The 25,740-nt window shown below is 67.4% G+C and carries 20 protein-coding genes and 2 pseudogenes; 14 read left to right on the plus strand and 8 right to left on the minus strand.

Going from position 1 to position 25,740, the window contains the following annotated elements; all coding sequences use genetic code 11:
* Positions 1 to 51: 51 nt before the first annotated feature.
* The 4 genes and pseudogenes from STROP_RS03340 to STROP_RS03355 form a co-directional block, all read right to left on the minus strand.
* Positions 52 to 762 (minus strand): annotated as a pseudogene (locus STROP_RS03340) (SDR family oxidoreductase); the annotation flags it as partial.
* 93 nt (positions 763 to 855) lie between these two features.
* Positions 856 to 1,635, minus strand: coding sequence for an SDR family oxidoreductase (locus STROP_RS03345; RefSeq protein WP_011904572.1), 780 nt, complete (start codon positions 1,633 to 1,635; stop codon positions 856 to 858).
* A gap of 104 nt (positions 1,636 to 1,739) precedes the next feature.
* The gene (locus STROP_RS03350) at positions 1,740 to 3,539 is read right to left on the minus strand and encodes a glycoside hydrolase family 15 protein (protein ID WP_011904573.1); all 1,800 of its coding nucleotides are present in this window, start codon (positions 3,537 to 3,539) and stop codon (positions 1,740 to 1,742) included.
* Between the two features lie 35 nt (positions 3,540 to 3,574).
* Positions 3,575 to 4,558, minus strand: coding sequence for an NAD(P)-dependent alcohol dehydrogenase (locus tag STROP_RS03355; protein WP_011904574.1), 984 nt, complete (start codon positions 4,556 to 4,558; stop codon positions 3,575 to 3,577).
* Between the two features lie 111 nt (positions 4,559 to 4,669).
* On the opposite strand from STROP_RS03355, the gene STROP_RS03360 reads away from it, so the two are divergent.
* The 3 genes from STROP_RS03360 to STROP_RS03370 all read left to right on the plus strand — a co-directional run bounded on the left by STROP_RS03360 (position 4,670) and on the right by STROP_RS03370 (position 7,227).
* Entirely contained in the window at positions 4,670 to 5,377 is a 708-nt protein-coding gene (locus tag STROP_RS03360) for a TetR/AcrR family transcriptional regulator (RefSeq protein WP_011904575.1), read from the plus strand.
* Positions 5,378 to 5,615: 238 nt separating this feature from the next.
* Positions 5,616 to 6,794 carry an alpha/beta fold hydrolase gene (locus STROP_RS03365; protein ID WP_080516562.1) on the plus strand — a complete coding sequence of 393 codons (1,179 nt, stop codon included), beginning with the start codon at positions 5,616 to 5,618 and terminating at the stop codon, positions 6,792 to 6,794.
* Between the two features lie 142 nt (positions 6,795 to 6,936).
* Entirely contained in the window at positions 6,937 to 7,227 is a 291-nt protein-coding gene (locus STROP_RS03370; RefSeq protein ID WP_011904577.1) for a putative quinol monooxygenase, read from the plus strand.
* 61 nt (positions 7,228 to 7,288) lie between these two features.
* On the opposite strand, the pseudogene STROP_RS03375 reads toward STROP_RS03370, so the two are convergent.
* Positions 7,289 to 7,603: pseudogene (locus STROP_RS03375) on the minus strand (AEC family transporter); the annotation flags it as partial.
* 402 nt (positions 7,604 to 8,005) lie between these two features.
* Between STROP_RS03375 and STROP_RS03380 the strand changes: the two are divergent.
* Positions 8,006 to 8,389 (plus strand): RidA family protein, encoded by a 384-nt coding sequence (locus tag STROP_RS03380; protein WP_238380273.1) that lies wholly within the window; start codon positions 8,006 to 8,008, stop codon positions 8,387 to 8,389.
* 29 nt (positions 8,390 to 8,418) lie between these two features.
* On the opposite strand, the gene STROP_RS03385 is transcribed toward STROP_RS03380, so the two are convergent.
* The 3 genes from STROP_RS03385 to STROP_RS03395 form a co-directional block, all read right to left on the minus strand.
* Positions 8,419 to 10,230, minus strand: a complete 1,812-nt coding sequence (locus STROP_RS03385) for an AfsR/SARP family transcriptional regulator (protein WP_018833474.1) — start codon at positions 10,228 to 10,230, stop codon at positions 8,419 to 8,421.
* Positions 10,231 to 10,327: 97 nt separating this feature from the next.
* Positions 10,328 to 11,881: an amino acid adenylation domain-containing protein gene (locus STROP_RS03390; protein WP_011904581.1), complete on the minus strand. Its 1,554-nt coding sequence runs from the start codon at positions 11,879 to 11,881 to the stop codon at positions 10,328 to 10,330.
* Positions 11,878 to 13,248, minus strand: coding sequence for an MFS transporter (locus tag STROP_RS03395; protein WP_011904582.1), 1,371 nt, complete (start codon positions 13,246 to 13,248; stop codon positions 11,878 to 11,880). Before STROP_RS03395 ends, STROP_RS03390 begins: the two co-directional genes overlap by 4 nt.
* A gap of 738 nt (positions 13,249 to 13,986) precedes the next feature.
* Here STROP_RS03395 and STROP_RS03400 point away from each other — a divergent pair.
* From STROP_RS03400 to STROP_RS03445, 10 genes are read left to right on the plus strand one after another with little or no spacing between them, the layout of a single operon-like run.
* Positions 13,987 to 14,238 carry an acyl carrier protein gene (locus STROP_RS03400; protein WP_011904583.1) on the plus strand — a complete coding sequence of 84 codons (252 nt, stop codon included), beginning with the start codon at positions 13,987 to 13,989 and terminating at the stop codon, positions 14,236 to 14,238.
* Positions 14,235 to 17,426 carry a non-ribosomal peptide synthetase gene (locus tag STROP_RS03405; protein WP_011904584.1) on the plus strand — a complete coding sequence of 1,064 codons (3,192 nt, stop codon included), beginning with the start codon at positions 14,235 to 14,237 and terminating at the stop codon, positions 17,424 to 17,426. Before STROP_RS03400 ends, STROP_RS03405 begins: the two co-directional genes overlap by 4 nt.
* Entirely contained in the window at positions 17,423 to 18,148 is a 726-nt protein-coding gene (locus STROP_RS03410) for an alpha/beta fold hydrolase (RefSeq protein WP_011904585.1), read from the plus strand. The genes STROP_RS03405 and STROP_RS03410 overlap by 4 nt, the downstream gene beginning before the upstream one ends.
* Positions 18,145 to 18,885 (plus strand): SDR family NAD(P)-dependent oxidoreductase, encoded by a 741-nt coding sequence (locus STROP_RS03415; RefSeq protein ID WP_011904586.1) that lies wholly within the window; start codon positions 18,145 to 18,147, stop codon positions 18,883 to 18,885. The genes STROP_RS03410 and STROP_RS03415 overlap by 4 nt, the downstream gene beginning before the upstream one ends.
* Before the next feature lie 5 nt (positions 18,886 to 18,890).
* Positions 18,891 to 20,162: a glutamate-5-semialdehyde dehydrogenase gene (locus STROP_RS03420; protein ID WP_230582406.1), complete on the plus strand. Its 1,272-nt coding sequence runs from the start codon at positions 18,891 to 18,893 to the stop codon at positions 20,160 to 20,162.
* Positions 20,159 to 20,428: a phosphopantetheine-binding protein gene (locus tag STROP_RS03425; RefSeq protein ID WP_011904588.1), complete on the plus strand. Its 270-nt coding sequence runs from the start codon at positions 20,159 to 20,161 to the stop codon at positions 20,426 to 20,428. The genes STROP_RS03420 and STROP_RS03425 overlap by 4 nt, the downstream gene beginning before the upstream one ends.
* Positions 20,425 to 21,765 carry a TrpB-like pyridoxal phosphate-dependent enzyme gene (locus STROP_RS03430; protein WP_011904589.1) on the plus strand — a complete coding sequence of 447 codons (1,341 nt, stop codon included), beginning with the start codon at positions 20,425 to 20,427 and terminating at the stop codon, positions 21,763 to 21,765. The genes STROP_RS03425 and STROP_RS03430 overlap by 4 nt, the downstream gene beginning before the upstream one ends.
* A 1-nt stretch (position 21,766) precedes the next feature.
* On the plus strand, positions 21,767 to 22,999 hold the full coding sequence (locus STROP_RS03435) for an acyl carrier protein (RefSeq protein ID WP_011904590.1): 1,233 nt from the start codon (positions 21,767 to 21,769) through the stop codon (positions 22,997 to 22,999).
* On the plus strand, positions 22,996 to 24,495 hold the full coding sequence (locus tag STROP_RS03440) for a class I adenylate-forming enzyme family protein (RefSeq protein WP_011904591.1): 1,500 nt from the start codon (positions 22,996 to 22,998) through the stop codon (positions 24,493 to 24,495). The genes STROP_RS03435 and STROP_RS03440 overlap by 4 nt, the downstream gene beginning before the upstream one ends.
* Positions 24,488 to 25,738 carry a type III PLP-dependent enzyme gene (locus tag STROP_RS03445; RefSeq protein WP_011904592.1) on the plus strand — a complete coding sequence of 417 codons (1,251 nt, stop codon included), beginning with the start codon at positions 24,488 to 24,490 and terminating at the stop codon, positions 25,736 to 25,738. Before STROP_RS03440 ends, STROP_RS03445 begins: the two co-directional genes overlap by 8 nt.
* The last annotated feature ends 2 nt before the right edge of the window (positions 25,739 to 25,740 follow it).

A 25,740-nucleotide genomic window follows, 5' to 3' on the forward strand; every position in this document is an offset into this window, starting at 1 on the left:
TCGACATCGACCCAGCCGTCGAACTCGGTCCCGGACGGTTCAAACAAAGTCCGCCATCTCTGCGAAGGCCGGACTCCCCATCGCCTCGGCCAGCATCGGGCGGATGGCCTGCGGGGGGACATCCTCCCAGCGCACGTCGCGGCCGATCGCGGCACCGATGAGGCGTACCTGCTCGGCTTGGGTGACCGTCTCCGGGCCGGTCAGCACGTAGGTTCGCCGGTCGTGCTGGTCACCGGTCAGCGCCTCGACCGCCACCGCGGCGATGTCGTCCTCGTGGATCAGTGAGCGGGCCGCGGCACCGTGTGGCCAGCGCACGACCCCCTCGGCGCGAATAGCGTCGGCCCAGCCCAGCGTGTTCGTGGCGAAGCCGGTGGGACGCAGCACCGTCCAGGGGAGGTCGCGTTCGATGAGGGCGCGCTCCACCACCGCCCAGAACGAGTTCGGGTCGGCTTCGGCGGAGGCGGCCGACAGGAACACCACTCGGGACCCGGCGCTGGCCAGCACGTCCGCGAGGTCCGGCGCGAGCTGAACGGTAGCGGCGGGGTCGACGAACGGCCAGATCAGGAACACGGCCCGGACCCCGCCCAGGTGCGGGCGGAGGGTCGTGGGATCAGCCAGGTCGGCGGTGACCGTCGGTACCCCCGCCGGAAGTGCTGCCCGACTGGGGTCGCGGACGACGGCACGGACGTCGTGACCTGCGGCGGTCAGCCGCGCCACCACCCGCCGACCGACGGTGCCCGTCGCGCCGGTAACCAGGATCATGAGTTTCCTCCAGGAACGCTCCGAAAGCGGTGGAGAAACGGTAAAACCTCAACCGTGGTTGAGGTCAACCGCTTCCGCGCGTCGGAGCCAGCGCTATGCGCCCTGTCCCTGGTTCTGCATGAGCCCGCCGTCCATGAAGTAGGTCGACCCGGTGACGTAGTTCGCGTCGTCGCTGGCCAGGAAGACGGCGAGCTTCGCGATCTCCTCCGGCTGGGCGGCCCGCTTCCACGGGATCGACTGCACCTGCTCTTCCAGGTACTGCGGATCGTCGATCGCGCGTTGGTTGAACGGAGTGAGTACCATGCCGGGCCCGATGTTGTTGACGTTCATGTGTATCGGGGCGACCTCCAGGGCGATGCTCTTGGCCAGCTCCAGCATGCCGCCCTTACTGGCGTCGTAGTCGGCGCCGCCGGCTCGGGCCACCTCCTGGTGGATGGAGGTGATGTTGATGATCTTTCCGTGTCCGCCATGGTCGCGGCGGTGCCGGACGAACCGCCGACAGCAGAAGAACATCCCGTACAGGTTGGTGCGGATGGCGTGGTCCCAGGTATCGGTGTCCAGGTCGACGACCGGGATGCCGGAAGCGTCCACCCCGGCGTCGTTCATCAGGATGTCCAGCTCTCCGAACGTCGCCAGGGCCTCGTCGAACATCGCCTCGACCTGGTGCTCGACGCTGATGTCGCCCTGCACCACCACGGCTCGCTGACCGGCCTTCTCGACCTCGGCCTTGGTGTGGCTCGCCCCCGCGTGGTCATGCAGGTAGTGCACCACCACGTCGGCACCCTCCCGGCCGAACTCGATCGCGGTGGCCTGCCCGATACCGGAGTCCGAGCCGGTGATCATCGCAGTTCTGCCCATCAGTCGTCCGCTCATCAACGTGCTCCTTCCCTTGACTGCCATGACGTCGACGGGCATCGGCCGTCGCCATCCACGCCGAAGCAGGTATCCGCCTTCCTGCGGCCACACCGAGGGTGCGGCTAACCTCCTACCCTCTTGGTTCCTGCTGCCTCGACCTGGCCGATGGTCCAGGCGGCGTTGATCAGACCGATATGGGACAACGCCTGGGGGAAGTTGCCGATCAGGCGCCCGTCGCGTCGGTCGATCTCCTCGGCGAGCAGACCGAGATCGTTCACCCGGGCGGTGACGGTCTCGAAGACCTGCCGAGCCCGATCGACGCGCCCGGCCAGAGCCAGGGCCTGGACCAGCCAGTACGAGCAGATGATGAAGGCACCCTCGTCCCCGGCCCTGGTCCAGCGTTGCACCAGACCGTCCTGGACCAGGTCTCGTTCGATGGCATCCACCGTGGCCAGGATCTTGTCGTCGTCGGCGGGGAGGAACCCGAGGATGGGCATGACCAGGACCCCCGCATCCAGGTGGTCGGAGCCGAACGCACCGGTGAACGCCGTGCTCGAGCTGTTCCACCCCTCGGTGAGGATCGCCGTGCGGACCTGCGCCATCGCCTCCGACCACCGCGGGACCTTCGCCTCGGCATCCAGAAGTCCGGCGAGCTTGACGGCCCGGTCGAGGGCCACCCAGCACATCACCTTCGAGGTCAGGTAGTGCCGCTGACCCTCGCGCCCCTCCCAGATTCCGGCATCGGGCTCCCGCCAGGTGTCCGCGGCCCGGTCGGCCAGGGAACGGAGCAGGCCGGCGGCGGCGGGCGACAACTCGGTGAGCTGGTCCCGCAGGACCCAGGCACACTCGATGACCTCGCCGATGACGTCGAGTTGCTTTTGTCGCCAGGCATCGTTGCCGACCCGGACCGGGCGGCTGTCCCGGTATCCCTCAAGGTGCTCGAGGGTGTGCTCGGTCAGATCACGCTCGCCACCCGCGCCGAACATGATCGGGACATGGTCCTCCGCCTCCACCGCGCCCACCGATTCGGCCATCCAGTCGAAGAACCGGTGCGCCTCGTCCGGGCAGGCGGCGACCCAGAGCGCCTTCAGGGTGAAGGCGCCGTCGCGGAGCCAGCCGAATCGATAGTCCCAGTTCGCCTCGCCACCGACCTCCTCGGGCAGGGACGTGGTGGGGGCGGCGATCACGGCTCCGGTCGGCTGGTAGGTCAGCGCCTGCAGCACGAGGGCACTGCGTCGGACCTGCTCCTGATAAGGCCCTTGGTAGCCCTGGTGGAGGCGGTCCCAGGACCGCCAGGCGGCGATGGTGTCCCGCAGCGCGGCACGCCCGTCGAGAGGAACGGTCGGGGGGTCGGTGGACCGTCGGTGGTGCAGCGCGAACACCGCGCTCTCTCCCTCGGCGAGGCTGAACTCTCCGGTTACCAGGGAACCGTCGACGGTCAGGTCGTGGTCGCTGGTAAGGGTGAGTCGATCGGCGCCGCCGGAGATCTCGATCCCCGTCGTGGCGCCGGAGACGGTGGGGCTGACCAGGCCGTACTCGGGCCGGGCCGCCACTTCGACCGCCACCTGTGCCGTGCCGGCGATTGCGTCGACCCGGCGCAGGAGGACGTGCGGCGAGCTGAGGCCGATCTGGTGACCGCGTTCCCCGATGCCGAGGCTGAGGGCATCGGTCAGCCGCAGCACCCCGTCCTGGGTACGAAAGTCGGTCCGGACGACCATCGTTCCGTCGAGGTAGCAGCGGCTCGTCGTGTACTGCCCGTGCGGTCGGATCCACCAGTGGCCGCCGGCGGAGCCGAGGAGGCGCGCGAAGACGCTTGGCCCGTCGAACCGCGGTGGACACCACCAGTCCACGGAACCGTCCGACGACACCAACGCCGCGCCCTGGCAGTCGCCCAGAAACGCATAGTCACTGATCTCCGCCACACCCGGCTTCTACCCTCGATGGCACTTGTTACGCCTCAGATAGTGATCACTACTTTCGCCCGCGCGTGTTCGCCCTCGAGATACCGAAGGGCCTCGGGCACCTCGTGGAGCGGATAGCTTCGGTCAATGACCGGGGTGAGGTGACCGGCCTCGGCATGGTCGCGGAGCACGTCGAGGTGCTTCCGGCTGGGCGCGGTGGTGAGAACGGCGATGCGGTGTCGGACGAAGGGCGCCAGCAGTCGCCCGCGGGTAATGAGCCAGACCGGTCCGACGAGGCTACCGCCGCGGTAGACCCCGCCACCGGAGAGAATCAGCGTCCCAGTGGGGGTCAGGACTCGCCGGAGTGCGGTGAGCGAGCGGTTGCCGACCAGGTCGAATACGACGTCGTACGGGTTGGGGTCGTCGGTGAAGTCACTACGGGTGTAGTCAACGACCCGGTCGGCGCCGAGAGAGCGGACCAGGTCGGCGTTACGGGTACTGCACACTGCGGTCACGGTCGCGCCGAGCGCCTTGGCCAGCTGCACGGCGAGGGTGCCGACGCCGCCGGAGGCACCGTTGATCAGGACGCGGTGGCCGGGCACGACCTGCCCGATGTCCGCCAGCCCCATGAGCGCGGTGACGCCGGCGAGGGGCAGGGCGGCGGCCTGCTGCGGCGTCAGGTTCGTCGGCTTCGGTGCGACCAGGGCTTCGGGTACGCGGACGTACTCGGCGAAGGCGCCGTTGGGGTCGCCGAGGTCACCGAAGACCGCGTCGCCGGGACGGAACTGCCGAACGTGGGCGCCGACGGATGCGACCACGCCGGCGAAGTCGCGGCCCCGAATGCGTGCCCGAGGCTTTGACCGGCCCAGCGCCAGTCGTGCCATCCGCGGATCGCCGCGCATCACATGCCAGTCGTAGGCGTTGAGGGCTGCGGCTTCGACCCGCACCAGCACCTCGTTGGCGGCGGGGACCGGCGGGTCAACCTCCGCGAGGGTGAGGGACTCCGACGAGCCGTATCGGTCTTGCACGATGGCCTGCATTCTCCACTCCAAGGTGTACGGCGTACGCTGCTGTCCGAACAGGGTAGGGTGTACGCCGTACACCCGTCAAGGCGGTTAAGGTTTCCACCATCGCTGGAGACGAGGAACGAGATGGCTGAGCAGAACGAGGTGCTTCGCCGAACGCCGCTGAGCAGAGAGCGAGTCCTGCGGGCCGCCGTCACCCTCGCCGACGAGGGCGGGACCGACTCCCTCAGCATGCGCAACCTTGCCCAGGACCTGGGCGTCGTGCCGATGGCTCTCTACAAGCACGTGGCCAACAAGGACGAACTGGTTGCCGGCATGATCGAGGTGGTGATCGGCGAGATCGACCCGCCGGTGGCCGACGCTGACTGGAAGCACGCGGTCCGGGAGCGAATTCTCTCCGCGCGGCGGGTGTTGCAGCGTCACCCCTGGGTGTCCCTCGCCATCGAGTCGCGGAAGACGCCGACGCCGGCCATCCTCGCCTACCTCGACTCGATGGTCGGCACGCTCCGAAATGGCGGCTTCTCCGTTGACCTTGCCCACCACGTGATGCACGCGATGGGCAGCCGCACCCTGGGCTTCAGCCAGGAACTCTTCGACACCGCGCGGAACGCCGGCCGGACCGGCGCGACCAGTCCGGAGCCGCCGGCGGCCCGACCAGCGCAGTTCGCCGACCGATTCCCCAACCTCGCCGAGATCGCCGTGGTGGCGTCCCACGACGGTTCGTCGGTGGTGGGGCGTGGCTGCGACGACCAGTTCGAGTTCGAGTTCGCCCTGGACCTGTTGCTCGATGGCATCGAACGGCTGCATCAGCAACGCTGGACATCGTCTCGCTGAGGGTGCCTTCGTGGCCAGTAGGCCACATCGCGCTACCGACTTGGGTAGGGCTTTCCCCAGTAAAGACTGGCTGGTTCGCCGTATTTCCAGGAGCACTCCGCGTTCCTAGGCTCGGGACGACGGGAGCGGTTCGTCGGCCGGTGTGCTGACGTCGTCGTGCTGCTCTCCACCGACTTGGGTTGGGATTGGGGAGATTGCCGTGAGCGGTATGTCGAGGAAATTCTCTGTTCGCCTCCTCGTGGGGTCGGTAGTACTAGCCCTCGCCGCCCTGGCAGTCGCCACCGGCGGGGGCGAATTGGAGCGAGACAGCAGGGCTACCCCGGAATGGGAGAGGCCGTTTCCGGTCGCGGAGAGCGTCTATCCGTTCCCGTCAGAGGTCTACCAGTGGCGTGGGTTCGCATACCACTATGTGGATGTGCCGCCAGCGGCGGGCGGCGCGCCCAAGGGTACCGTTTTGGCGGTACACGGGAACGGCACCTGGAGCATGATCTACCGGAAAATCGTCGACCCGTTGAGCGCGGCTGGCTTTCGGGTGATCCTGGTCGACCACCTCGGTTTCGGCTTCTCGGACAAACCGGGGACCGGCGAGTTCGACTACATGCCGAGTTCGCACACGACGGTGCTGCGGGACTTCATCGCCGACCTGGCCCTGGACGATCTCTACCTGGTACTCCAGGATTGGGGCGGACCCATCGGACTGGCCGCCGGAGTCGCCACCCCGGAGAAGGTGCGTGGTCTCGTGCTGATGAACACCTGGGCGTGGAAGCTCGACCACATCGAGCAGGGACAGACCGGATTCATGCACGCGGTGCACGACCGTGGGCGCCATGCGCAGCTGGAACCAGAGTTCTACACGCAGGGCGAGCTCATCCGCCGCGGTGCGATCGGGGTCGCCGAACGCAACGCGGTGGAAGGATCGGCGGAGTACGCGGCACTGCGGGACGCGATGTGGGGGCCCTACCTCACCCTGGATCCCCCGCACGAGCTGCGCTATCCGGAGGTGAGCCAGCCCGTGCACATCTCCGCCACGGCGACCGTCGCGGACGGCGCCTTCCTCGATCAGCTCGACCGCGAGTTGGCCACGCTGCGGTCGAAGCCGGTCTTCTTCGCCTTCGGCGACGATACGGCCTTCGGGCCGTACAAGGTCGACCTGGCGATCCTCGGTGGCGAACGGGAACTCTGCATGCCCGGCTACCGTCCGGAGACCGAGGAGGTCACCACCCGGACCAACTGCGTTGACGACGAGACCGGTGCGGCCTACTGGTATCCGTTGGAGCGGTTTCTGTCGGAGTGGAACCCCCACGCGGTCGTCGGCCAGTGGCGGGACACCACCCACGGCCACTGGGTGCAGGACGAGGTCCCATCGGTCGTGGTCGAGGCGGTGAAGTCCGTCCACGCGGCGGCGGTCCGACCGTGAGGCGGATGAGTCCCGTCGCCGTGTATGGATGTGTGATCAAGTTCGGGCTCTCGTCTGGTGGGCTTGTTGGGCCGGGAGCGGGCTCCTCCGCTAGCGTGAAGAGGTATCCACAAATGAACGACGAGGCGACCAGGAGTACCAGATGCCACGCCTGACTATTGTTGCCAACATTCACGCCAAGCCGGACCAGGTGGACCTGGTCAAGGCGGAGCTGAAGAAGCTCATCCCGATTACTCGGGGAGAGAAGGGGTGCATCAACTACGACCTGCACCAGGACACTAGCAATCCGGCCCACTTCGTCTTCTATGAGAACTGGGAGTCCCGCGACCTGTGGCAGGCCCATATGAACGCCGAACACCTACAGGCGTACGCGGCGGCGACCGCCGGCAAGGTGGACGAATTCGTACTCAACGAGATGACCCAGATTGAGTGACGAGTCGTCGGGTGGGTGGGTTGGTTCGGGTGCGCAGTGCAGGCGTGGTCGGGGAGCGAGGTCACCCTGATTGCGTCCAGTGGATCCAGAGCGGCAGCAGCAGTAGTGCCGCCATCGAGCTCTTCACCACCAGTGTGGCCGACATCTCGACGTCAACGCGGTAGCGCTGCGCGACGATGAACAGGTTCTGTGGTGCTGGCATCGCCGCGATGAGGACGAGATAGGTCAGCCAGGGGCCGTGGATACCGAACACGTGCTCGGCGGCCAGCCAGACTGCGAACGGGAACAGCAGGCAGTTGACCGCGATCAGCCAGATCTCCTTGCCGGTGGTGTGGCGGACGCTGATCCCCCTGCCGCCCAGGTATCGGCCCACTGCTGTTCAGATAGGGCATCGGTGCAGGTCAGCGTGGTGCGCTGAGCGCGGTTGGCCGGGGCCGGTACGGTTGCCGGTCGTGACGTCACCGGGGCAGTCTTCGGGCCGGTTGACCGACCCCATCGGGTTGGGGGTGCTCTCGGCCCGGTTCCTCCGGGACCTCATCGAGAACGCGATCAACCGGACCGGTGTCGGGAGAAGCGTAGCCGTCGACTGCCAGCGCACGTGATGATCTTTGCTACTGGGGCGCGGATGGCTGGCTCGGACGCGGTTCTGGGTGCTAGAAAGACTGACGTGGTCCCGTTCCGCCCGGGATCGAGGCTTCTGGACGACCTTTAGACTAAGGTCGCATTCCGTGATCCGGCTTCACCCGGACAATCGGAAGGACTACACATGATCGACACCATGCAGATGAGGCCTATCAACCCCGAGTCGGTGCCGGAGGCCAAGGGCGGTTACCACAACGCGCTGGAGGTCCAGACTGTCGGGCGGATGCTGTTCATCAGCGGACAAATCCCGCAGACTCCAGACGGCCACGTTCCGACGGCTCCCGAGGCGCAGTGCCGACTGGTCTGGCAGAACATCCAGGCGATTCTCGCCGACGCCGGTATGGGCGTCGACAACCTGGTCAAGGTCACCACCTTCTTGGCCGATCGCCGGTTCGCCGAGGTCAACACCCAGGTCCGTAACGAGGTGCTCGGCACCCATCGCCCTGCATTGACGGTGATCGTGACCGGCATTTTCGACCCCGAGTGGATCATTGAGGTCGAGGCTATCGCCGTCGCATAACCGGTCACCGGCACGGAACTCACCGTCGCTTAGTCGCTCGGCCGGGCGGACGTGGGGGGGACGCTGGCTTTGCAGGGCAACGGACTGGTCACACTGCACAATGGGTCCATTTCACGCACGTAGGCGCGAACGAGTTCGGGAATCCAGTAGTGCCCGTTCGGTAGTGCCTCGGCAAGCCCTGCATCGACCAGGTGTTCAGCAGCGATCTCTGCGGCGGCCATCGATTGACCCGACAGCTCGGCGAGCCGTGACACGCTGACGGCGTCCTGGTTGAGTCGGCTGAGCAGACGCAGCACGCGCCGCGCTACGCCGTCGCCGTATCGCGCAAGCACCCGCACTGCGGCTGCCAGCGACTCCCGCATCGTCATCGACTCGCAGACCAGAGCATCGAGTCGACAGGCAGGGTCGGCTAGCCGGGAAACGAACGCGGTCAGCGACCAGCTCTGCCGAGTCTGAAGCCGGGCAGCCGCTATCCGCAAGGCAAGGGGCAGCGCATCGCAGCGCTGCACCAGAGTCCGCGCTGCCTCGGGTTCGGCGTCCACCCGTTCGGCACCGAGGTGGTAGCGAAGGACGTCGAGCGCGTCCTCGGTGTCCAACGAACCAACATAGACGCCAAAGGCGCCATCTAGGGTTGTCAATCCGGACCGTGAGATGATGATCAAGGCACAATCAACAGGCACCGGCCCGAGGACACGTAGCTGCGCGGCGGTTGCCACGTCGTCGAGGACGACCAGGATCCGACGGCCGGTCAGCAGGGTTGACCAGTCCGACGCGGGGTGGTCGCTTATCGGCGGCGATAGCCCGAGTGCTTTGGCCAGGACACTTACCACCCGGGCGGCCTCTACCGGGCCGTCGGGCGTGCCCCCGCCCATGGGCACGAACACCGGTCCGCCGAGATACTGTGTGCTCAGTTCGTGGGCGGCGCGCACTGCCAGGGCGGTTTTGCCAGCCCCGGCTAGGCCTTGAACCAGGCCCAGCCGTCCGGACCGCACCCCGCTGACTAACCTGTCCAGCTGGGAACGCCGACCATATAGGGCCACCGGATCGGTGGGGAACCGGTTGGCCAGCGGGCTGGACGTAGTCGTCCGGGCGGGTGGATGGGCTCCGTCGCGGTACAGCCGCAGCAACGGGTCGTTGCGAAGAATCCGCTGTTCGAGGTTTCGTAGCGACACGTTGGGCTCGATGCCTAACTCGTCGACGAGCAGCCGCCGCAGGTCGCGGTACACGCCCAGGGCGACTGCCTGCTGTCCATCGCGATACAGGGCAGTCATCAGTTGGGCGTGCAGGCGCTCTCGCAGGGGGTGCTGGTTGACGAGTACCTTGAGTTCTGGCAGCAGCATGCCGTGTCGGCCCAGCTCGAGCTCCGCACCGATGCGCGCCTCGACCGTCGCGATCCGGGTCTCTTCCAGGCGAGCCACTTCAGCTGTCACTAGCGGGGTAGGTCGGACGTCGGCTAGCGGGACGCCGCGCCATAGCGCTAACGCCGCGTCGAACCCCTCGACGGCGGCCTCCGGCAGGCCGGCCGCGAGGTCGGCGTGGGCTTGCCGGATGAGCCGTTTGCACTCGCCAATGTCGATTGACTCCGCAGCGACCACCAGGCGGTAGCCGGGGCTGCGGGTGGTCAGGAACTCGCCGTCGCGGTCGTCGAGGGCACGGCGCAGCCGCCAGGCGTACCCGGCGACCAGGTTGCTGGCCGAGGTCGGCGGATGATCGTCCCAGAGTTCAGCTATCAGTTGTTCAAGCGATACCGCCTGGTTGGCTTTAAGCAGTAGAACCGCCAGCAACGCGCGTTGTTTGGCGGATCCGATCCCCTGCCACTGAACGCCGTCGTAGATCTCCATCGGTCCCATCAACCGGAAACGCGGGCGGGCGGGTGATGCTTGCCGGGTGATCGGCATTTCTGCTCTCGATTCGTGAGCCCGGTGGAATAGCTGCCGCTCAGACCAACCCCACGTCGGCCGCGAGGCGACGGCGGTCGACCTTGCCGTTGGCGTTGACCGGGAAGAATTCGACGTGGTGGTATTGCGTTGGTGCCATGTAAGGCGGCAGGTGCTCGGCCACCAGCCCAGCTAGCGCCGTCTCCGCCAGTGAGTCGCAGGTATACAATGCGTGTAGCTCTACTCCACCTGCGCGGGCGGGCACCGCCAGGACAACGACCTCGTGCAGGCTCGGATGTCGGCGCAGGACTGACTCGATTTCGCCCGGCTCGATCCGGTATCCGTGGATTTTGACCTGGTCGTCGATCCTGCCTAGGTGGACCAGTTCGCCATCCTCCTGGCGGACCCGGTCCCCCGTCCGGTACCAGTTCTGTGGGCCGGGCAGCCGATCAACCTGGGTCGTCCGGCCGTCGGTGTGGTCGACGAATCGGCCATGGTTTTGGGCGGGGTCGAGGTAGCCGTCGAACCGTTGGCTGCCCCGTATGCAAAGCTCGCCTTCGTTGCCGGCGGTCCCATCGGGTGCGAGCAAAACCCCCTCCAGGTGTGGGTGGACACGCCCGATAGGAACGGTGTCGTTGCTGGTTCGCGGCCACCGCGCGGGATCGGCAGGAAGTTGGTAGCGGGTGCAGGTGACTGTTAGTTCGGTAGGCCCGTACAGGTTTGCCAGGGTGCTGCCGGGCGTGGCGTCCGCCCACGCCCGCGCCTGGGTCAGGGTGAGTTGCTCGCCTGCGAAGAGGCTCCACCGCAGGCTGGGCATGCTGCCAGGACGCAGGCTTCGCAGGCGGCCAGCGAGGGAGATCACTGACGGTACTGAGAACCAGTGGGTGATCTGGTTGTCGTTGACGTAGCGGATGGGTGCAAGTAGATCGTTAGGCGCGGCGACCACCAGCAGCGCTCCGGACAGCCAGGTGACGAACATGTCGAATACCGATGGGTCAAAGGTCAGCTCGAAGGTCTGCGACAGGCTTGCCCCCGGCTGCACCTGGTATGTCTCGATGCAGTGCGCCATGTAGGGAATGAGGTTGCGGTGGCGGACCGGCACTCCCTTGGGCGTTCCGGTGGAGCCGGAGGTGAACAGGATGTAGGCGACGTCCTCGGGGTCCCCGACGTATGGTTCCGTCCACCGTTGAGTGGGTACGTCGTACCAGTGGTGCTCCGGGGTGTCAGGCAGGTACAGAACCTTGATCGTTCCGGCTGCTTCGTCGGCCACCCGCCGGCCCGCGTCGTCAGCGAGTAGGGCGTCTACCCCAGCGTGGGCGCAGGTGCGTCGAATACGTTCCGCTGGTACATCGACTCCCAACGGTACGACGGTCGCAGCCAGCCGCAGCGTGGCCAGATATCCGACGTATGCCGCGAGGCTGCGCGACGCGCAGAGCCCAACGGTCCGAGGCGGTTGGCCATGCAGTTCGACCAGTCGGGTGGCCAGCCGTTCGACGTGGTCTAGGAGTTCGGCGTATGTGAGCTGGTGTCCGGCGACGCGCAACGCTAGGGAGTCGGGATGGCGACGGACGACGTCGGCGAACCCCTGGAATAGGGTGAGATTGTCTACGTTCACCGAGAGCCGCCAGTGGTTGCTGTCTCTGGCAGGTCCTCACCGTCGTCGGTGGTGCCCGTGTTCCCGTCCTGTTCCCCGCGGGGCGCCGGGGTGGCGGGGGCTCCGGTCGGGCCGTCGACCTCCGCAATCCGCTCTCGTGTCACTACCTTGAAGAACGGATAGATCAGCAGCACGCAGAGGACGGCGAAGAAGCCGAACGCCACTCGGTAGGAGAAGATCTGGGCGAGGATGCCGGCGAGGATCGCCGCGACCGGGGTCATGCCCCAGGCCACGAGGCGGCTGGCCGCGCTGAATCGGCCAAGCATGTCGGCTGGCACCAGCGATTGGGTGATGAACCGTGAGTTGACCGTCCACATCGTGCCACCAGCGCCAGCGACAAATGCTGCGGCACCGACGATCCAGGCACTGGACGGTGCTGCGGGCAGCAGCGCGGGAGCCGCTACGAGTCCGAAAGCGCCGATGATGTCGGTGAACATCGACCAACGCCGGCCAATCCAGCGGTTGACGGGCCCGACGATGACGGTACCGATGACCCCACCTGCGCCGAGGCAGGTAAGTAGGAAGCCATACTGCCGTTCATCGAGTCCGAGCGGACCACCGACGGCGTAGACCGGAATGAGGGCGAGCCAGGCCGCCCAGCAGCCGGCCATGATGGCGATGAGAAGCGCCATGGTCCGAAGCAACCGGTGCTGCCAAAGAAACCGGAGGCCTTCACGGATGTCCTTGTTGACCGATCGCTTGTGGGTGGTGGGCGGGGCAGCCACCTTGAAGTTGCCGACCAGCAGGAGTAGCAAGATCGCGCCGACGACGTAGGCGAAGCCGGTGACGCTGAGGGCTAGGCCGAATCCGATCGCCACGAGAAAGCCGCCGATTGGCTGCCCGGCGAAGCCGTTGAAGAGGTATTCAAGGGCTGTGATTCGTGCGTTGGCGGTCTCCCACCGATGTTTCGGTACAGCCGACGGGACGATGGAGACTCCGGAGATCCCGGCCACCACGTCCGCCAGGCCGATGACGAGAGCGGCGATGTAGATCAGTAGCAGGGTGGGGGTAGCGGTGAGCACGGCGACAAGGAGCGCGCCAACGGAGAGCATCCGAGCGATCTCGGCAGCCATCAGTAGGGCTCGTCGGTCCATCCGGTCAACTAGCACCCCGATATGCAGCGCCGCTACCAGCCACGGCAGGCTCATGATGGCTGCGACGGCGGTGACTACGATGGGTGATCGACTAATCTGGGCGGCGAGTAGCGGGAGGGCGATCCGGGCCACCGCGTCAGCGATGTTCGTGGTGCCCGTGAAGACGACCAGAATCCATTCGTTTCGTCTGGCTCCGTGCGGATCTGCCTGCAGTTTGGGTTGAGCTGTGGCCACGACAATCCCTCGCACAGTCTTGAGTTAAAATAGTGAGCGTAAATCCACCACGAATCGTGCACTCCACATGGAAGTCAGATAAGCACGATTTACCCAGTTGCACTGTCAGTCAAGTGACAGGGAATATCGGACGGATGGTTGACCGATCCCACCCGTCGTCGCCGCGCGATTTTAGATTGACTAGCCGCTAGGACTGATACAGGGTCGCCGACTTTCGCTGGCCGGGCGGTGATGGCATGTCGTGCGTGCATCAGCAGGTTGTTGATCAACAGCGAAAGGTCCCTTTCGTACCTTCCGTGGATACTCTGTGTAGCAACTGATAGCACCATAGGTCATACGAAGGGGTGTGTCTATCCACACACGTATATGATCATGCAACTGCTGGACAGAGTCGAGCTACAGGTGATACGCCCGCCGACGACTCGTTTTATGCGTAGCGAGAATTCTGTCAAGCCTGCCTGATCTGGGCGACTAAGGCAGCATTACCACCCCGTCGTCCTACCTTCAGCGATAACCAGCTTTTTTGTGTCGCCCACTCCACGTATGTGGAGAAGTTGGCAGCACCCACCGATGTAGCAACCATTGACGTTCCATCCCAAGAACATCGAGACAACATCGGGGCCAGGATGCTCGGACTTGAAATTCCAAGCGCAAATTCAGTCAGCCCACTTAGACGACGGCCGCCCCCTGTCCGATGCAATCGATCGGCGCGGTCGACCTCAGCGAACGGAAGCAGGGATGACGACTCCAGCCGACCTCGACCAGACGATCGCGAAGTACGCGTCGGTGGCCTTCGACGACTCGACTCCCCTGCTGGAGGCGGGTCTCGAATCGCTGTCCCTGCTGCGACTCGCCGTCGAGCTGGCCAACGACGACGACGCGGAGATCGACGCCACCCGCCTCGTGGACCTCCGCACCGTGGGTGACCTCAAGCAGTGGCTACACGAGCTGAGCGCCGTGGGCGCCGAAACCGGAGGAGGCGCACGGTGACCACGACTGCCGGGACGAAGCTCGCGACGGCAACCGCCCCGGCGCGGTTGCCGATCACCGAGTCGCAGAAGGGGCTGCTGGTCGTCAATGAACGCTCGCCAGGGCGCGCTGTATACAACCAGCTCGTCCGGTTCGACATCGACCCGTCGGTCCCCGACGAGATGATCGAGCGCGCGCTCGTAACAGTGGTCGCAGTCCAGCCAGCCATGCGTCAAGTCTTCGGGCTGCTACCCGAAATGCACGTCCGACTCACCCCGCCCCCGGGGCCGCAGGACTTTCCGCTCGAATGGGTCACGGCCCGGCAGCGTGACTTCGAAGAGGCGGTCGGCGCGGCTCAACGACGGATCGGCCGACCTGAATTCGACCTAGCCAACGGCCCCGCCTACCGTTTCGCCGTCGTTCGCTGCCTCGATGAGCCCCGCGTAGCGGTGCTCATGTGCGACCACCACATCATCCTCGACGGCGTTTCGATGGGACCTCTCGTACGGGACCTTCAGGAGGCGCTGTCCGGACGCCTCGCCGGGGCGGAGATCGAGCAGCGGCGCAGCGCCCGCGAGACGGCCTTCGTCAAGGAGTTGGCGGCGCAGAACCGCACCGCCACCTCCGACCGTGTCGTCGAACGGTCTCGAGAGTGGGCGGCCCGGCTGCGGGAGGTCCCGCCGCTTGTGCTGGCACCCCTGCCTGGTCGCGCCGTGCAGACGGAATTCACCGGCGCCCGCGTCGGCTGGCACCTCAGCCAGGACGAGACCGCCGCGCTATCGGAAACCTGCCGACGGCTGGAGATCTCACCGTTTGTCTTCTTCTCCGGTATCTACGGCACGGTACTGGCCCGGCACGGCAACGTATCCCGCGTGTTGGTCGGCAGCCCATTCATGGCCCGCCGCACGATCGGCGCGTTCGAACTCGGCGGCTTCTTCGTCAACACGCTTCCGGTCACCGTCGACGTGGAGTGGGGCCGCACGGTCGACGAGCATCTTGGCAAAGTGGTTCGGGAGTCCATCGACTTCTGTCGTGCGAATGTGGATGTCACCTTCAACCGCCTCGTCGCCGACGTGCAGCCCGACCGATCTAGTAACCGCAACCCGCTGTTCTCAGCGATGCTTGCCATGCAGGACACCTTCACGCCAGAGCCAGACGGACCCGTGCTGCGGGTTCTGGAGCCCGGCAACGGCACCGCCAAATTCGACCTCTGGCTGGGCGCCACGCCGGTCGACGGCCGCTGGCTGCTCGAAATCGAATACGACCGGCAGCTCATCGCGCCAGTGGTCGCCGACGGGTTGCTCACCTCGCTGCGTGATGCCGTCCGCTGGGCGGTCCGCGACGGTTCGCGCCGGCTCGGTGACCTCTTCGCCGACGCCTCTGGCGCGGCCAGCGTTCGCTCCGACGGCTGGATCAGCCCGCTGAACGGCGACACGCCATGGGACTGGGTCTCGGCGGCGGCTCGGCGGCGGCCCGACGCCCCTGCGATCGAAGACCCGAACCGTCAACTGAACTACGGCCAGTTGGTAGCTGAGGCCGAGCGGATCAACGCCGGCCTCGCTGCGCACGGCGTCAGCCCTCGAGCCGTGGTGGGCCTCGCCGCGATGACCCTGTGCGACACGGTCACGGCCATCTTGGCCATCCTGCGCCGTGGCGCGGCGTATCTTCCCCTGGATCCGGGCCTGCCCGCCCAACGGCTGGAGTACATGGTCCGGCGGGCCGGCTGCGAATTCATCGTCGGCGAGACGGTGGTGCCTGGCGTGCCCACAGTCACGGTGGCGGACTTGGCCGCCGCGACGCAGCCGGTGCCCGACTCGCTGGCCGACCCTACGGCCCCGATCTATGTCATGTACACGTCGGGCTCCACCGGGCAGCCCAAGGGCGTCCAGATGGGGCACCGACCGCTGGCCAACCTGACAAGCTGGCAGATAGCAGCCCTATCCATGGACGCCGAGACCCGCTTTCTCCAATACGCCCCGCTCGGCTTCGATGTCTCCTTCCAAGAGATCCTGCCGACTCTGGCCGCCGGCGGGACGGTGGTCTCCCGTGAGCCAGCCGACCGGCGGATGTTCACCGCCATGCTCACTCGGATCGCCGCCACCGAGGTGACGCACGTCTATCTACCGGTCGCGGCGCTGCGGCCCTTGGTGCAGATCGCCGCCGCCAGGGACACTCGACTGCCGGCGCTGCGCTACGTTTGCGTCTCGGGCGAACAACTCACCGTCGACGACGAGATCCGCGACTTTTTTCTCGCCCACCCGCACTGCACCCTGGTCAACCTGTACGGCCCTACCGAAACCCACGCGGTGACATCGCACCGGCTGTCGTACCGGGACTCGGTATGGCCGACCCACATGCCGATCGGTCAGCCGTACCCAGGGGTACGCGCATACGTGGTCGACGTAACCGGCCACCTCGCCCCGCCCGGCGTCGCCGGCGAGCTGCTCCTAGGCGGAGACTGCCCCGCCGACGGATACATCAACGACCCGGACAGCACGGTCGAGAGGTTTGTGCCCGACCGCTTTTCGGGCACCCCCGGTAGAACCATGTACCGCACTGGGGACCTCGTAGTACGCGACGACCGCGGTGACCTGGTCTTCCTGGGCCGGATGGACACTCAGGTCAAAATCCGGGGATACCGAATTGAGTTGGGCGAGATCGAAACCGTCGCGAACCAAGTCGATGGCGTTCGACAGGCGGTCGCGTTGGTCCGGGGCAGCGGCGTCGACCGGGAACTCGGCTTGATCGTTCGTCTCGACACCGACGCCACTTTCGACCCGGAGCAGGTCCGTCAACGGCTGGCAACGGCACTGCCGGTCTATATGCGGCCGCTGTGGATATTTGCAGTCGAGGTGGTTCCGACGACACCGACCGGCAAGACTGACCGGGACGCCCTCCTGCGGCTCGCCGACGAGCTGCTGGTCGATCAACAAAGCGCTGACACTGGTGAGGTCACCTACGCCGACGAACTGGAGCGGGACCTAGCCGGGCTGTGGGGCAGGGTACTCGATGTCGAGGGCATCCAGCCGGACCGTCCACTCATCGAGTACGGCGCCCACTCGCTCAACATCTTTACCACCCTCGCCGAGGTGCAGGAGCACTACGGGGTGGCGGTGCCATTGGTCGACTTCTTCGCCACGCCGACCGTGGCCACCCTTGCCGAACTGATCCGGGCGGGCGGGGGCGGCGACGCGGCGGTGACGTCATGACGACCAGGCTGCCCGGCCGGCTGGTTTCCCTGCTGCGGCGGGGCACCCGGCCCGCGTGCGTGCTGCTGCCGGGCGCCGGTGGTGGGCTGCACCCCTACTTGCGGCTCGCCGCGGCGATCGGCAAAACCCATAACGTCGCGGTGGTACGCGCGGCCGGCCTACTGCCCGACGAGGAACCGGAAGTCAGCATCGCCGACATGGCCGATGCGGCGACGCGGGCGCTGACCGCGGACCAGACGGTCCCGGCAGCTGTCTTTGGCTGGTCCCTTGGTGGCGCAGTGGCCTGGGAGCTGTGCGTGCGGCTGGCCGAATGGGGGTACCAGCCCGACCTAGTGCTGGTGGACGCGTCGCCGCTGCCGCGCCGTGCCACGGCCGAGGAGGACGCCCGCGTCCGCGAAACCATCATCGGGATGCTCGGGCCGCGCCCCGACCCGGCGACCGTCGAGCGGGTCCGACGGGTTTTCGACACGCAGGTCGCTGCCCTCGCGAGCTATCGGGCCGACCGCTCCTACCCGGGCCGCGTGTTGATGCTGATGTGCACCGACGAGGAGTTCACGTTTCGGGCAGAGGCCGAAGCCCGGTGGCGGGAGCTCGCGCCGGATCTAAGTGCCGGACGGCTCGACGCAGGCCACTTCGATGTCTTCGACCCCGAGCGCCTGCCGCAGTTGGTCGACGAGGTGACACCGTTCCTTGGTCGAGCCTCCGGGGCGGTGCTGCGATGAGGCCGCTGGGGGTCGTCAGCGGCGGCACCCGGGGCATCGGTCTGTCCTTCAGCCGCCGCCTGGTAAAGCTGGGCCATCGGGTAGTCGCACTGTACCGCGATGACGCCCTCGCGGCGGCAGCGGCGGCTGCGGAACTGGGCGAGGCGTTCCACCCGGTCCGGCTGGACGTCGCTGATGCTGACGCGGTAGGCGCAGCCGTCAAGACGACACTCGACGCGCACGGTCCGCCAACCGTGCTGGTGAATAACGCGGGAATCAATATCGATCGGCCATTTCTGCAGATGTCGACCGAGGACTGGCGGCGGGTGTTGGACACGAACCTCTCCGGCGTATTCCATCTGACCCGCGAGTTCGCGCCGGCGATGCTGAGGGCCGAGGGCGACAGCGTCGTCGTCAACGTGGGCGCCACCACTGGCATCCGTCCCCGCCTCAACGGCGCGAACTACTGCGCCAGCAAGGCTGGCTTGCTGCAGCTGACCAAGTGCCTAGCGCTGGAGCTCGCGCCCCGAATCAGGGTCAACTGCTTGATCCCGGGCATGACCGAGACCGACGAGCTAGTGACCCGGTTCCGGCTTGACGACCCAGCTGCCCGGGCGGCAGTGGTCGCGGAGATCCCCCGGGGCCACATTGGCACCACCGAGGAAGTCGCCGATGCCCTGGAGTTCCTCGTGGGGCCGGCAAGCAGATACCTGACCGGGCAAAAGCTAATCGTGGACGGGGGGCAGTTCATGTGGTGACCGATGTGGACAACATCCTAGACGGCGCGACGCGAGCCAGAGCCGAGCTTCCCACGCCCGGCGACGAACGCTACGACCGGTACTGCGAGGCGCTCGCCGACGAGCTCTCCTCGGGCTGGGCCGACGTGCTGGCGGCGAACGCCACCGACGTGGCCCAAGGCGTCAGGGCTGGTCTCGGTCCCGAGCTGGTCGACCGTCTGGCGCTTGGCAAGCGTCACCTCGACGCGCTGGTCGACCTGATTGCGCGCACCCGTGCGGCGCTGCCGACAGTGACCGCCCCGACCGTTGGTCACCGGGCCGGCAATGGCGCCACCGTGCGCCGGCTGCCCAAGCCGCTGGGTGTGGTCCTGATGATCTTTGAAGCGCGGCCGACAGTGACGGTGGAGGGCGCCCTGCTGCCTGTGGCGGTCGGCAACGTAGCCATCCTGCGCGGCGGCACGGAGATCGCAGCCACCAACCAGGCCCTCGCCGTCGTCGTCGGCCGGGCGCTGAAAGACGCGCAACTACCCATGGGCACGGTACAGGTCGTCACCGACCCCGACCGGCGGCTAGTGCGAGCCCTGCTCAAGCGGCGCGACAAGATCGATGGACTCATTCCCCGGGGCAGCCCTTCCCTGATCGACTACTGCCTGACCAGTTCCACCATCCCGGTCATCGCCAGCGGCGGCGGGGTCAACCACCTCTACGTCGACCGCAGCGCCGACCTGGAGCTGGCCGCCCGGATCGCCCTCGACAGCAAGCTCGGCGAGCCCACCGCCTGCAACACCCTCGAACTGGTCCTGGCCCACGAGGACGTGGCCGAGGAGTTGACTCGGGCCCTCGTGCGAGCCGGCGCCGAGCTGGCCGAGCCGTGGCTGCTGCGGGTTGACCCCCGGCTGACCGCCGCCGTGCCTCCCGAAGCGCCCGTGGCCGAACTGGCCGCCGCCGACGACGGTCGGGAGTTTTTGGAACGCGCGGTCGGCATCCGGCCCGTCGCTGGCCTCGACGAGGCGGTTGCTCACATCCGCCGCTTCGGTTCCCAGCACACCGAGGGCGTGGTGGCCGCTGACCCGGTCTCCGTGGAGGCATTCCTGGAAAGGGTGGACGCCGCCACGCTGGTGGTCAACGGCTCCCTGCGCCTGCACGACGGTCCGACGATGGGGCTGGGACCGGAGCTGTCTATCGCCACCGGCCGGCTACATGTCCGCGGACCCGTCAGCCTGTCTGCCCTGCTGACCTGGAGCTGGGTCGTCGACGCCGGGGGCAGGCTGCGCGGCGGAACGGAGGCGGCGACATGACTGACCGGCCTCACATCAACGACGCAGTCAAACGGCTGGTCGTACGCGAGTCACGGATCTCGGTCGACCCCGGCACCATCGACGACCTCGAGCCACTCAACGGTGACCTGCTACGAGTCAACTCGCTGGGCTTCCTCGGCATGCTCGTGCGGCTCGAGGACGAACTCGACGTCATGTTGCCGGACGACATCTTCGCCGGGCGGGCCTTCACGACCGTCGCCGACCTGGTCGACGTCGTCGTGGATCTGGTGAAGGAGGAGTCGTGACCGAGACACCTCGAGCCTGGCGCAGCGTCCTGCCGCACCTTGGCTACGAGCTGCCCGCCGATGTGACGCCGCAGCGCACCGGTGGCCCGATGATCGCCACTTTGCCGCTAGAGCTGATCCGGCAGAGTGTCGCAACCCGGGAGTTCTGGCCGATCCCCGAGCCGGTCGCCGAGCGATACCGAAGCTACCGGCCGGCGCCGCTGTGGCGGGCCCGGCGCTTCGAGGCCGAGATCGGAGCGACCGTCCCGATCTATGTGAAGTACGAGGGTGGCAACATCTCGGGTAGCCACAAATTCAACACTGCGCTGGCGCAGGCCCACTACTACCACCGCGCAGGCTTCCGGGAGCTGGTCACTGGAACCGGTGCCGGGCAGTGGGGCAGCGCGCTCGCCGCCGCGTGCGCCGCATTCGGCATAGCCTGCACCGTTTTCATGGTCGGCGGGAGCCTACGCGATAAGCCGTATCGGGGCAGCCTGATGCGCCTCTACAACGCGGAACTGCACGCCAGCCCCAGCCGACTGACACACGTGGGACGCGTTGCCGCCGAGCGGTCGGGGCAGGGCAACAGCCTCGCGTTAGCCATCGGCGAGGCCGTCGAGTATGCGAGAGCGGACCCCAAGCGGGCGTTTTGTATCGGCAGTGGCGAGACATACAGCATCCTGCACCAGTCGGTGATCGGCCTGGAAGCCATCGACCAGCTTGCTGCTCTTGACGCCAGCGTGGAGGCGGTGATCGGTTGCGTGGGTGCCGGCAGCAACTTCGGCGGGCTGGCCCTGCCGTTCTTCGCCGCCGACTCCGCCGGGGAGCGGGACGTGCCCACCGAATTGATCGCGGTGGAGTCCAGCACCACCCCGAAACTCACCCGTGGGGTGTACGCCTTTGACCACACGGACTCCACCGGCACCGGACCGATGGAGGCGATGTACACGATCGGCAGCGGGTACGCGATCCCCGCATCGCACTCGGCGGGATTGCGCTTCCACGGTGCGGCGAAGCTCATCTCTGCGATGCGGTACCGAGACCAGATCTCGGCGTTGGCGGTGGGCCAGCGGGAGGCGCTGACCGCTGGCCGTACGTTCGCCCTGACCGAGCTGGTAGTGCCGGCACCGGAGTCGGGTCACGCGCTGGCGGCCGCTGCCCGGGTAGCGACGGGCCGCGAACCCGGGCACCCAGCGCGGCGCGGGCTGCTGGTCTGTATCAGCGGGCACGGCCTGCTCGACCTGGCCGCATACGACAAGCTCCTCGCCGGTTTGCCCGAGGACCGCGCAGCCGACTCGGACGCGTTGCGGGCGGCGACGGCGTCGCTGCGCGCAGTCCACCCGATGGGAGGAGCGTGACATGGTCGTGCCTGCAATACCGACGCGCAGCCGGGAGTGGACGCCGGTGCTCACCGGTCTTCGCGCCGATCTGCTGGACTGCATGCAGGTGAACCTGGCCGCACTGGCCGATCGAGCCTACCGGCCTGGCGCGCACCTGGAGCTTGGCGCCAGCCTGCGCTTTCACATCACCGCGGGACCTGCAGGGACGCCAGCGGTGACCGCGTCGGTCGAGCAGCGGTTGACCGAGGCGGGCGACCTGCTCGGCCTGCGGGTCACCCGGCGCTGGGACGATGTGCCTGGTACCCGGCTGCGTGAGCTACTCGCGGAGCACTCGCCGCTCTATGTGGTCGCTGACACGTTCACCATGAGCTGGCTGCCGTACGCCGGCAACCAGCACATGCATCACAGCTTCCTGTTGGTCGACGCCGACGATCCATGTGTGTTGGTCGATGGCTACCACAACTCCACACATTGGGGCGACGCGCGACCGGGAACCTGGCGAATGCCGGCTGCCCAATTCGACGCGGCGGTGCCCCGAGCGACCGCGATGGCCGTCGCCGCCGGCGGGGCCCCAACGCTTGACCGGCCGGCGGTCCTGCGCGACAACGCTTCCGCGCTGCGCGCCGAGGCAGACCAGATCGAGGACTACCTAGCGGCAGTGCGGCGACGGGCGGGCGAGGCGCAGGCGGCGACCCAGCTCGTGCTCGATGTGTGGCTGCTCGGCCGGTCCCGGGCCCTGCACGCCGCCTGGCTGGCCAACGATCCGACCACCGCCGACGCGGCACGGGAGGCCGCCGCCCGCGCCGACGACTGGCTCGCCCTGGCTAGTCAGAGCTACGTGGCAATGCGCCGGGTTCACCGGGGCGGCGCCTTCCCCGCTCCGGTCCTCGACCAGCTTGACGGCCTGCTGCGCGGCGAGGTGGCGTTCGCTGATGGGCTCGCCGACATCGGGCGGGTGCCGCCGCAGAGCGCGCCAACCACCGAATCTAACCGGATCCGCGGGGTGCTCGCCGACGAAGTCCGGGCCGCCCTCGGGGTAGGCCCTGAGGTGCCAGTCGACGATCGTCCGCTACGGACACTGCCCGGCTTCAACTCCTTCCGGCTTGTCGAGGTGATCGAGCGAGCAGAGGCCCGACTGCGGGTGGAGCTGGACCCGGACGACCTCACGGGGACGGCCCTGCACGACCTCGACTCACTCGGAGCCGTGTTTGACCGGGCCCGTGCGGCGACGCAAAGGGTGTCGGGCCGATGACCGCGCTGCTGCACGACCTGCTGGACCGCACTGCGACCGCTCAGCCGGACACGTCGGCGATCAGCCACGGCGACCAGGTCCAAAGCTACCGGAACCTGAACGCAGCCAGCCGGCGGCTTGCCAGCTGGCTGGCTGCGCGCGGTGTCCGCCAGGGCGGACGAGTGCTCATCTGCCTGCCCACCGACCCGCTGGTACCCGCTCTGCTGTACGCCTGCTCCCGGGCGGGCGCCGTGTTCAGCATGGTCAACGAGCAATCCCCCACGGTCGCCTTGGCCCATGTGCTGACCGACGCCGAGCCGATACTGCTCGTCACTGACAGTCCTCGAGCACTCGCTGTGGCCGTAAGCAACGGCGTGCCGACCGTGGGTACGGCCGAGCTGCGCGACGTCGTACAGGATGGTCCGGACTCCGAGCCGGCAGAGTCCCCACTGGCCGTCGACCCGATATGCCTGATCTACACCTCTGGCAGCACCGGCATGCCGAAGGCAGTGGTCTCCACCCACGCGCAGGTGGTCTTCGCGGTCAAGGCCATCGCCTCCCAACTCGCCTACCGGGTGGACGACGTCGTGTGGTGCGCGCTGCCACTGTCGTTCGACTACGGTATGTACCAAATCTTCCTCAGCACCCTGGCCGGCGCCCGGCTACATCTGGCCTCCCCCGCCGACACCGGCCCGACGCTGCCCCGGCATCTGGTCAGCAGCGCCGCGACCGTGCTGCCCGCCGTGCCCGCGCTGGCCCGTGGCCTAGCCCGAATGCTGTCCCGCCCGGGTGCGACCGTGCCCGCGCTGCGTCTCCTCACCAACACTGGCGCCGCGATGCCGCCGGAGGTTCTGCGCGACCTACGTGCCCGCATACCCACCTTGCGCGTCCAGCTGATGTTCGGGCTGACTGAGTGCAAACGGGCGGCGATCATGCCAGTGGATGAGGACCTGCGCCGACCGGACGCCTGCGGGCGAGCCCTGCCCGGCACCGAGATCCTGGTCGTCGACGCGGACGGCGCGACGGTGCCGCCCGACACCGTCGGCGAGATCGTGGTCCGAGGCCCGCACGTCATGGCCGGCTACTGGCGTCGAGCGGAACTCACCGCCCAGCGTTTCCCCCGTGTTGAAGGCCTCTTCCCCCAGCTGCGCACGGGCGACCACGGCTGGCTCGACGCCGAGGGATACCTGTATTTCGTCGGCAGACGCGACGACATCTACAAGGAACGCGGCATCCGCGTCAGCGTCACCGAGGTCGAGGCGGCGGCGTACCGAATACCGCAGATTCAGGCAGCCGCGGTGCTGCCACCGCGAGTGGAGGACGGCCGTGACTCGGCCACTTTGTTCGTAGTGAGCGAACTGACAGCGCCCGAGGTACTCGCCGCGCTGCGCACCGAGCTCGACGAGCTCAAGACACCCCGGACGTGCCTGGTCGTACCGGACATCCCGATGACCCGTAACGGCAAGGTCGACCGAGCCGAGCTGTACCGAATGTGGTCGGAGCACGCTTGTGTCTGAGCTAGCGGAACTGTTCAACCGGCCGGACGCGCCACAGACCCCGGCGTACTTCTACGACCTAGACGAGCTGACCCGCTCCAACGCGGCGCTGCGCGCCGCCCTGCCGAGGCCCACCGAGCTGTTCTACTCGCTCAAGGCCAACCCGCACCCAACCGTGGTCGCCGAGCTGACTGCCGCGGGGTGCCGGGCAGAGGTCTGCTCCCCTGGCGAGCTGCGCGTCGCACTGGCGGCCGGCTGCGATCCGGCCCAGGTCCTCTACACCGGCCCGGGCAAGCGAGACATCGACCTGGCCGAGGCCGTCCGGGCCGGGGTCGAGCTATTCTCCGTCGACTCGCCGTACGGGCTGGACCAGCTCGACCGGATGGCCCGCGAGCACGACGTCGAGGTACGCGCCCTGGTGCGGATCAACGACGACACTCCGGCGCCTGGTCAGGGGCTCACCATGACCGGCGTCGCCTCACAATTCGGCGCGGACGTGCGTTGGGTGCTGGACCAGCCCGACCTATTCGGACCGCGCCGCAACGTGTGCCCGGTCGGGTTCCACCTCTACATGGGAAGCAACGTCGACGGTGAGGACGCTCTCATCGCTCAGTTCACGCAATCCGTCGACACCATACGCCGGCTGGTGGCGGCGACCGGAAGGCAACCGGAGCTGATCGACCTAGGTGGCGGCTTCGGGGCGCCTTTCGCGCGGGCCGGCGCTCGGCCGGATTTGCCGAAGCTGGCAGACCGGCTGGCGGCGTTGCTCGCCGACGCCTTCCCAGGCTGGCCGGAGCAAGGACCGGCGGTGGCCTTCGAGTCAGGCCGGTACCTGGTCGGCACCTGCGGCACCCTGGTCACCCGGGTCCTGGAAGTGAAGCGGTCGCAGGGCATCCCCGTGGTCGTCCTCGAGTCGGGCATCCACCACCTCGGTGGGATGTCCGGTCTGCGGCGGCTACCGCCGATCGTGCCGGACCTGCTAACGGTGGACGCAGCGGCCGGACCGCCAATACCCGGAACCATCGTCACCGGGCCGCTGTGCACACCGCTGGACACGTGGGCCCGCGCCACCGCCCTCCCGCCACTAGTCCCAGGCCAGCTGGTCGCCGTGCCAAACGTGGGCGCGTACGGCCTCTACGCCAGCCTGGTGGCCTTCCTCGCGCATCCCATGCCCATCGAGGTCACCATCGCCGGGGGTCAGGTCACCAGCGTGACCCGGCTGGAACTCACCCGGCACACCGTCACCGGTAGCGACAGGGGTTGATC

The sequence above is a fragment of the Salinispora tropica CNB-440 genome (genome assembly GCF_000016425.1).
Lineage (GTDB): Bacteria > Actinomycetota > Actinomycetes > Mycobacteriales > Micromonosporaceae > Micromonospora > Micromonospora tropica.

Excerpts from the sequence above, each read along its gene's own strand:
- STROP_RS03400 (WP_011904583.1), top strand. The coding sequence starts at position 13,987 with ATGACGACTCCAGCCGACCTCGACCAGACGATCGCGAAGTACGCGTCG.
- STROP_RS03410 (WP_011904585.1), top strand. The coding sequence starts at position 17,423 with ATGACGACCAGGCTGCCCGGCCGGCTGGTTTCCCTGCTGCGGCGGGGC.
- STROP_RS03385 (WP_018833474.1), bottom strand. The coding sequence starts at position 10,230 with ATGGAGATCTACGACGGCGTTCAGTGGCAGGGGATCGGATCCGCCAAA.
- STROP_RS03435 (WP_011904590.1), top strand. The coding sequence starts at position 21,767 with ATGGTCGTGCCTGCAATACCGACGCGCAGCCGGGAGTGGACGCCGGTG.
- STROP_RS03345 (WP_011904572.1), bottom strand. The coding sequence starts at position 1,635 with ATGAGCGGACGACTGATGGGCAGAACTGCGATGATCACCGGCTCGGAC.
- STROP_RS03415 (WP_011904586.1), top strand. The coding sequence starts at position 18,145 with ATGAGGCCGCTGGGGGTCGTCAGCGGCGGCACCCGGGGCATCGGTCTG.
- STROP_RS03355 (WP_011904574.1), bottom strand. The coding sequence starts at position 4,558 with ATGCAGGCCATCGTGCAAGACCGATACGGCTCGTCGGAGTCCCTCACC.
- STROP_RS03370 (WP_011904577.1), top strand. The coding sequence starts at position 6,937 with ATGCCACGCCTGACTATTGTTGCCAACATTCACGCCAAGCCGGACCAG.
- STROP_RS03440 (WP_011904591.1), top strand. The coding sequence starts at position 22,996 with ATGACCGCGCTGCTGCACGACCTGCTGGACCGCACTGCGACCGCTCAG.
- STROP_RS03425 (WP_011904588.1), top strand. The coding sequence starts at position 20,159 with ATGACTGACCGGCCTCACATCAACGACGCAGTCAAACGGCTGGTCGTA.
- STROP_RS03380 (WP_238380273.1), top strand. The coding sequence starts at position 8,006 with ATGCAGATGAGGCCTATCAACCCCGAGTCGGTGCCGGAGGCCAAGGGC.
- STROP_RS03360 (WP_011904575.1), top strand. The coding sequence starts at position 4,670 with ATGGCTGAGCAGAACGAGGTGCTTCGCCGAACGCCGCTGAGCAGAGAG.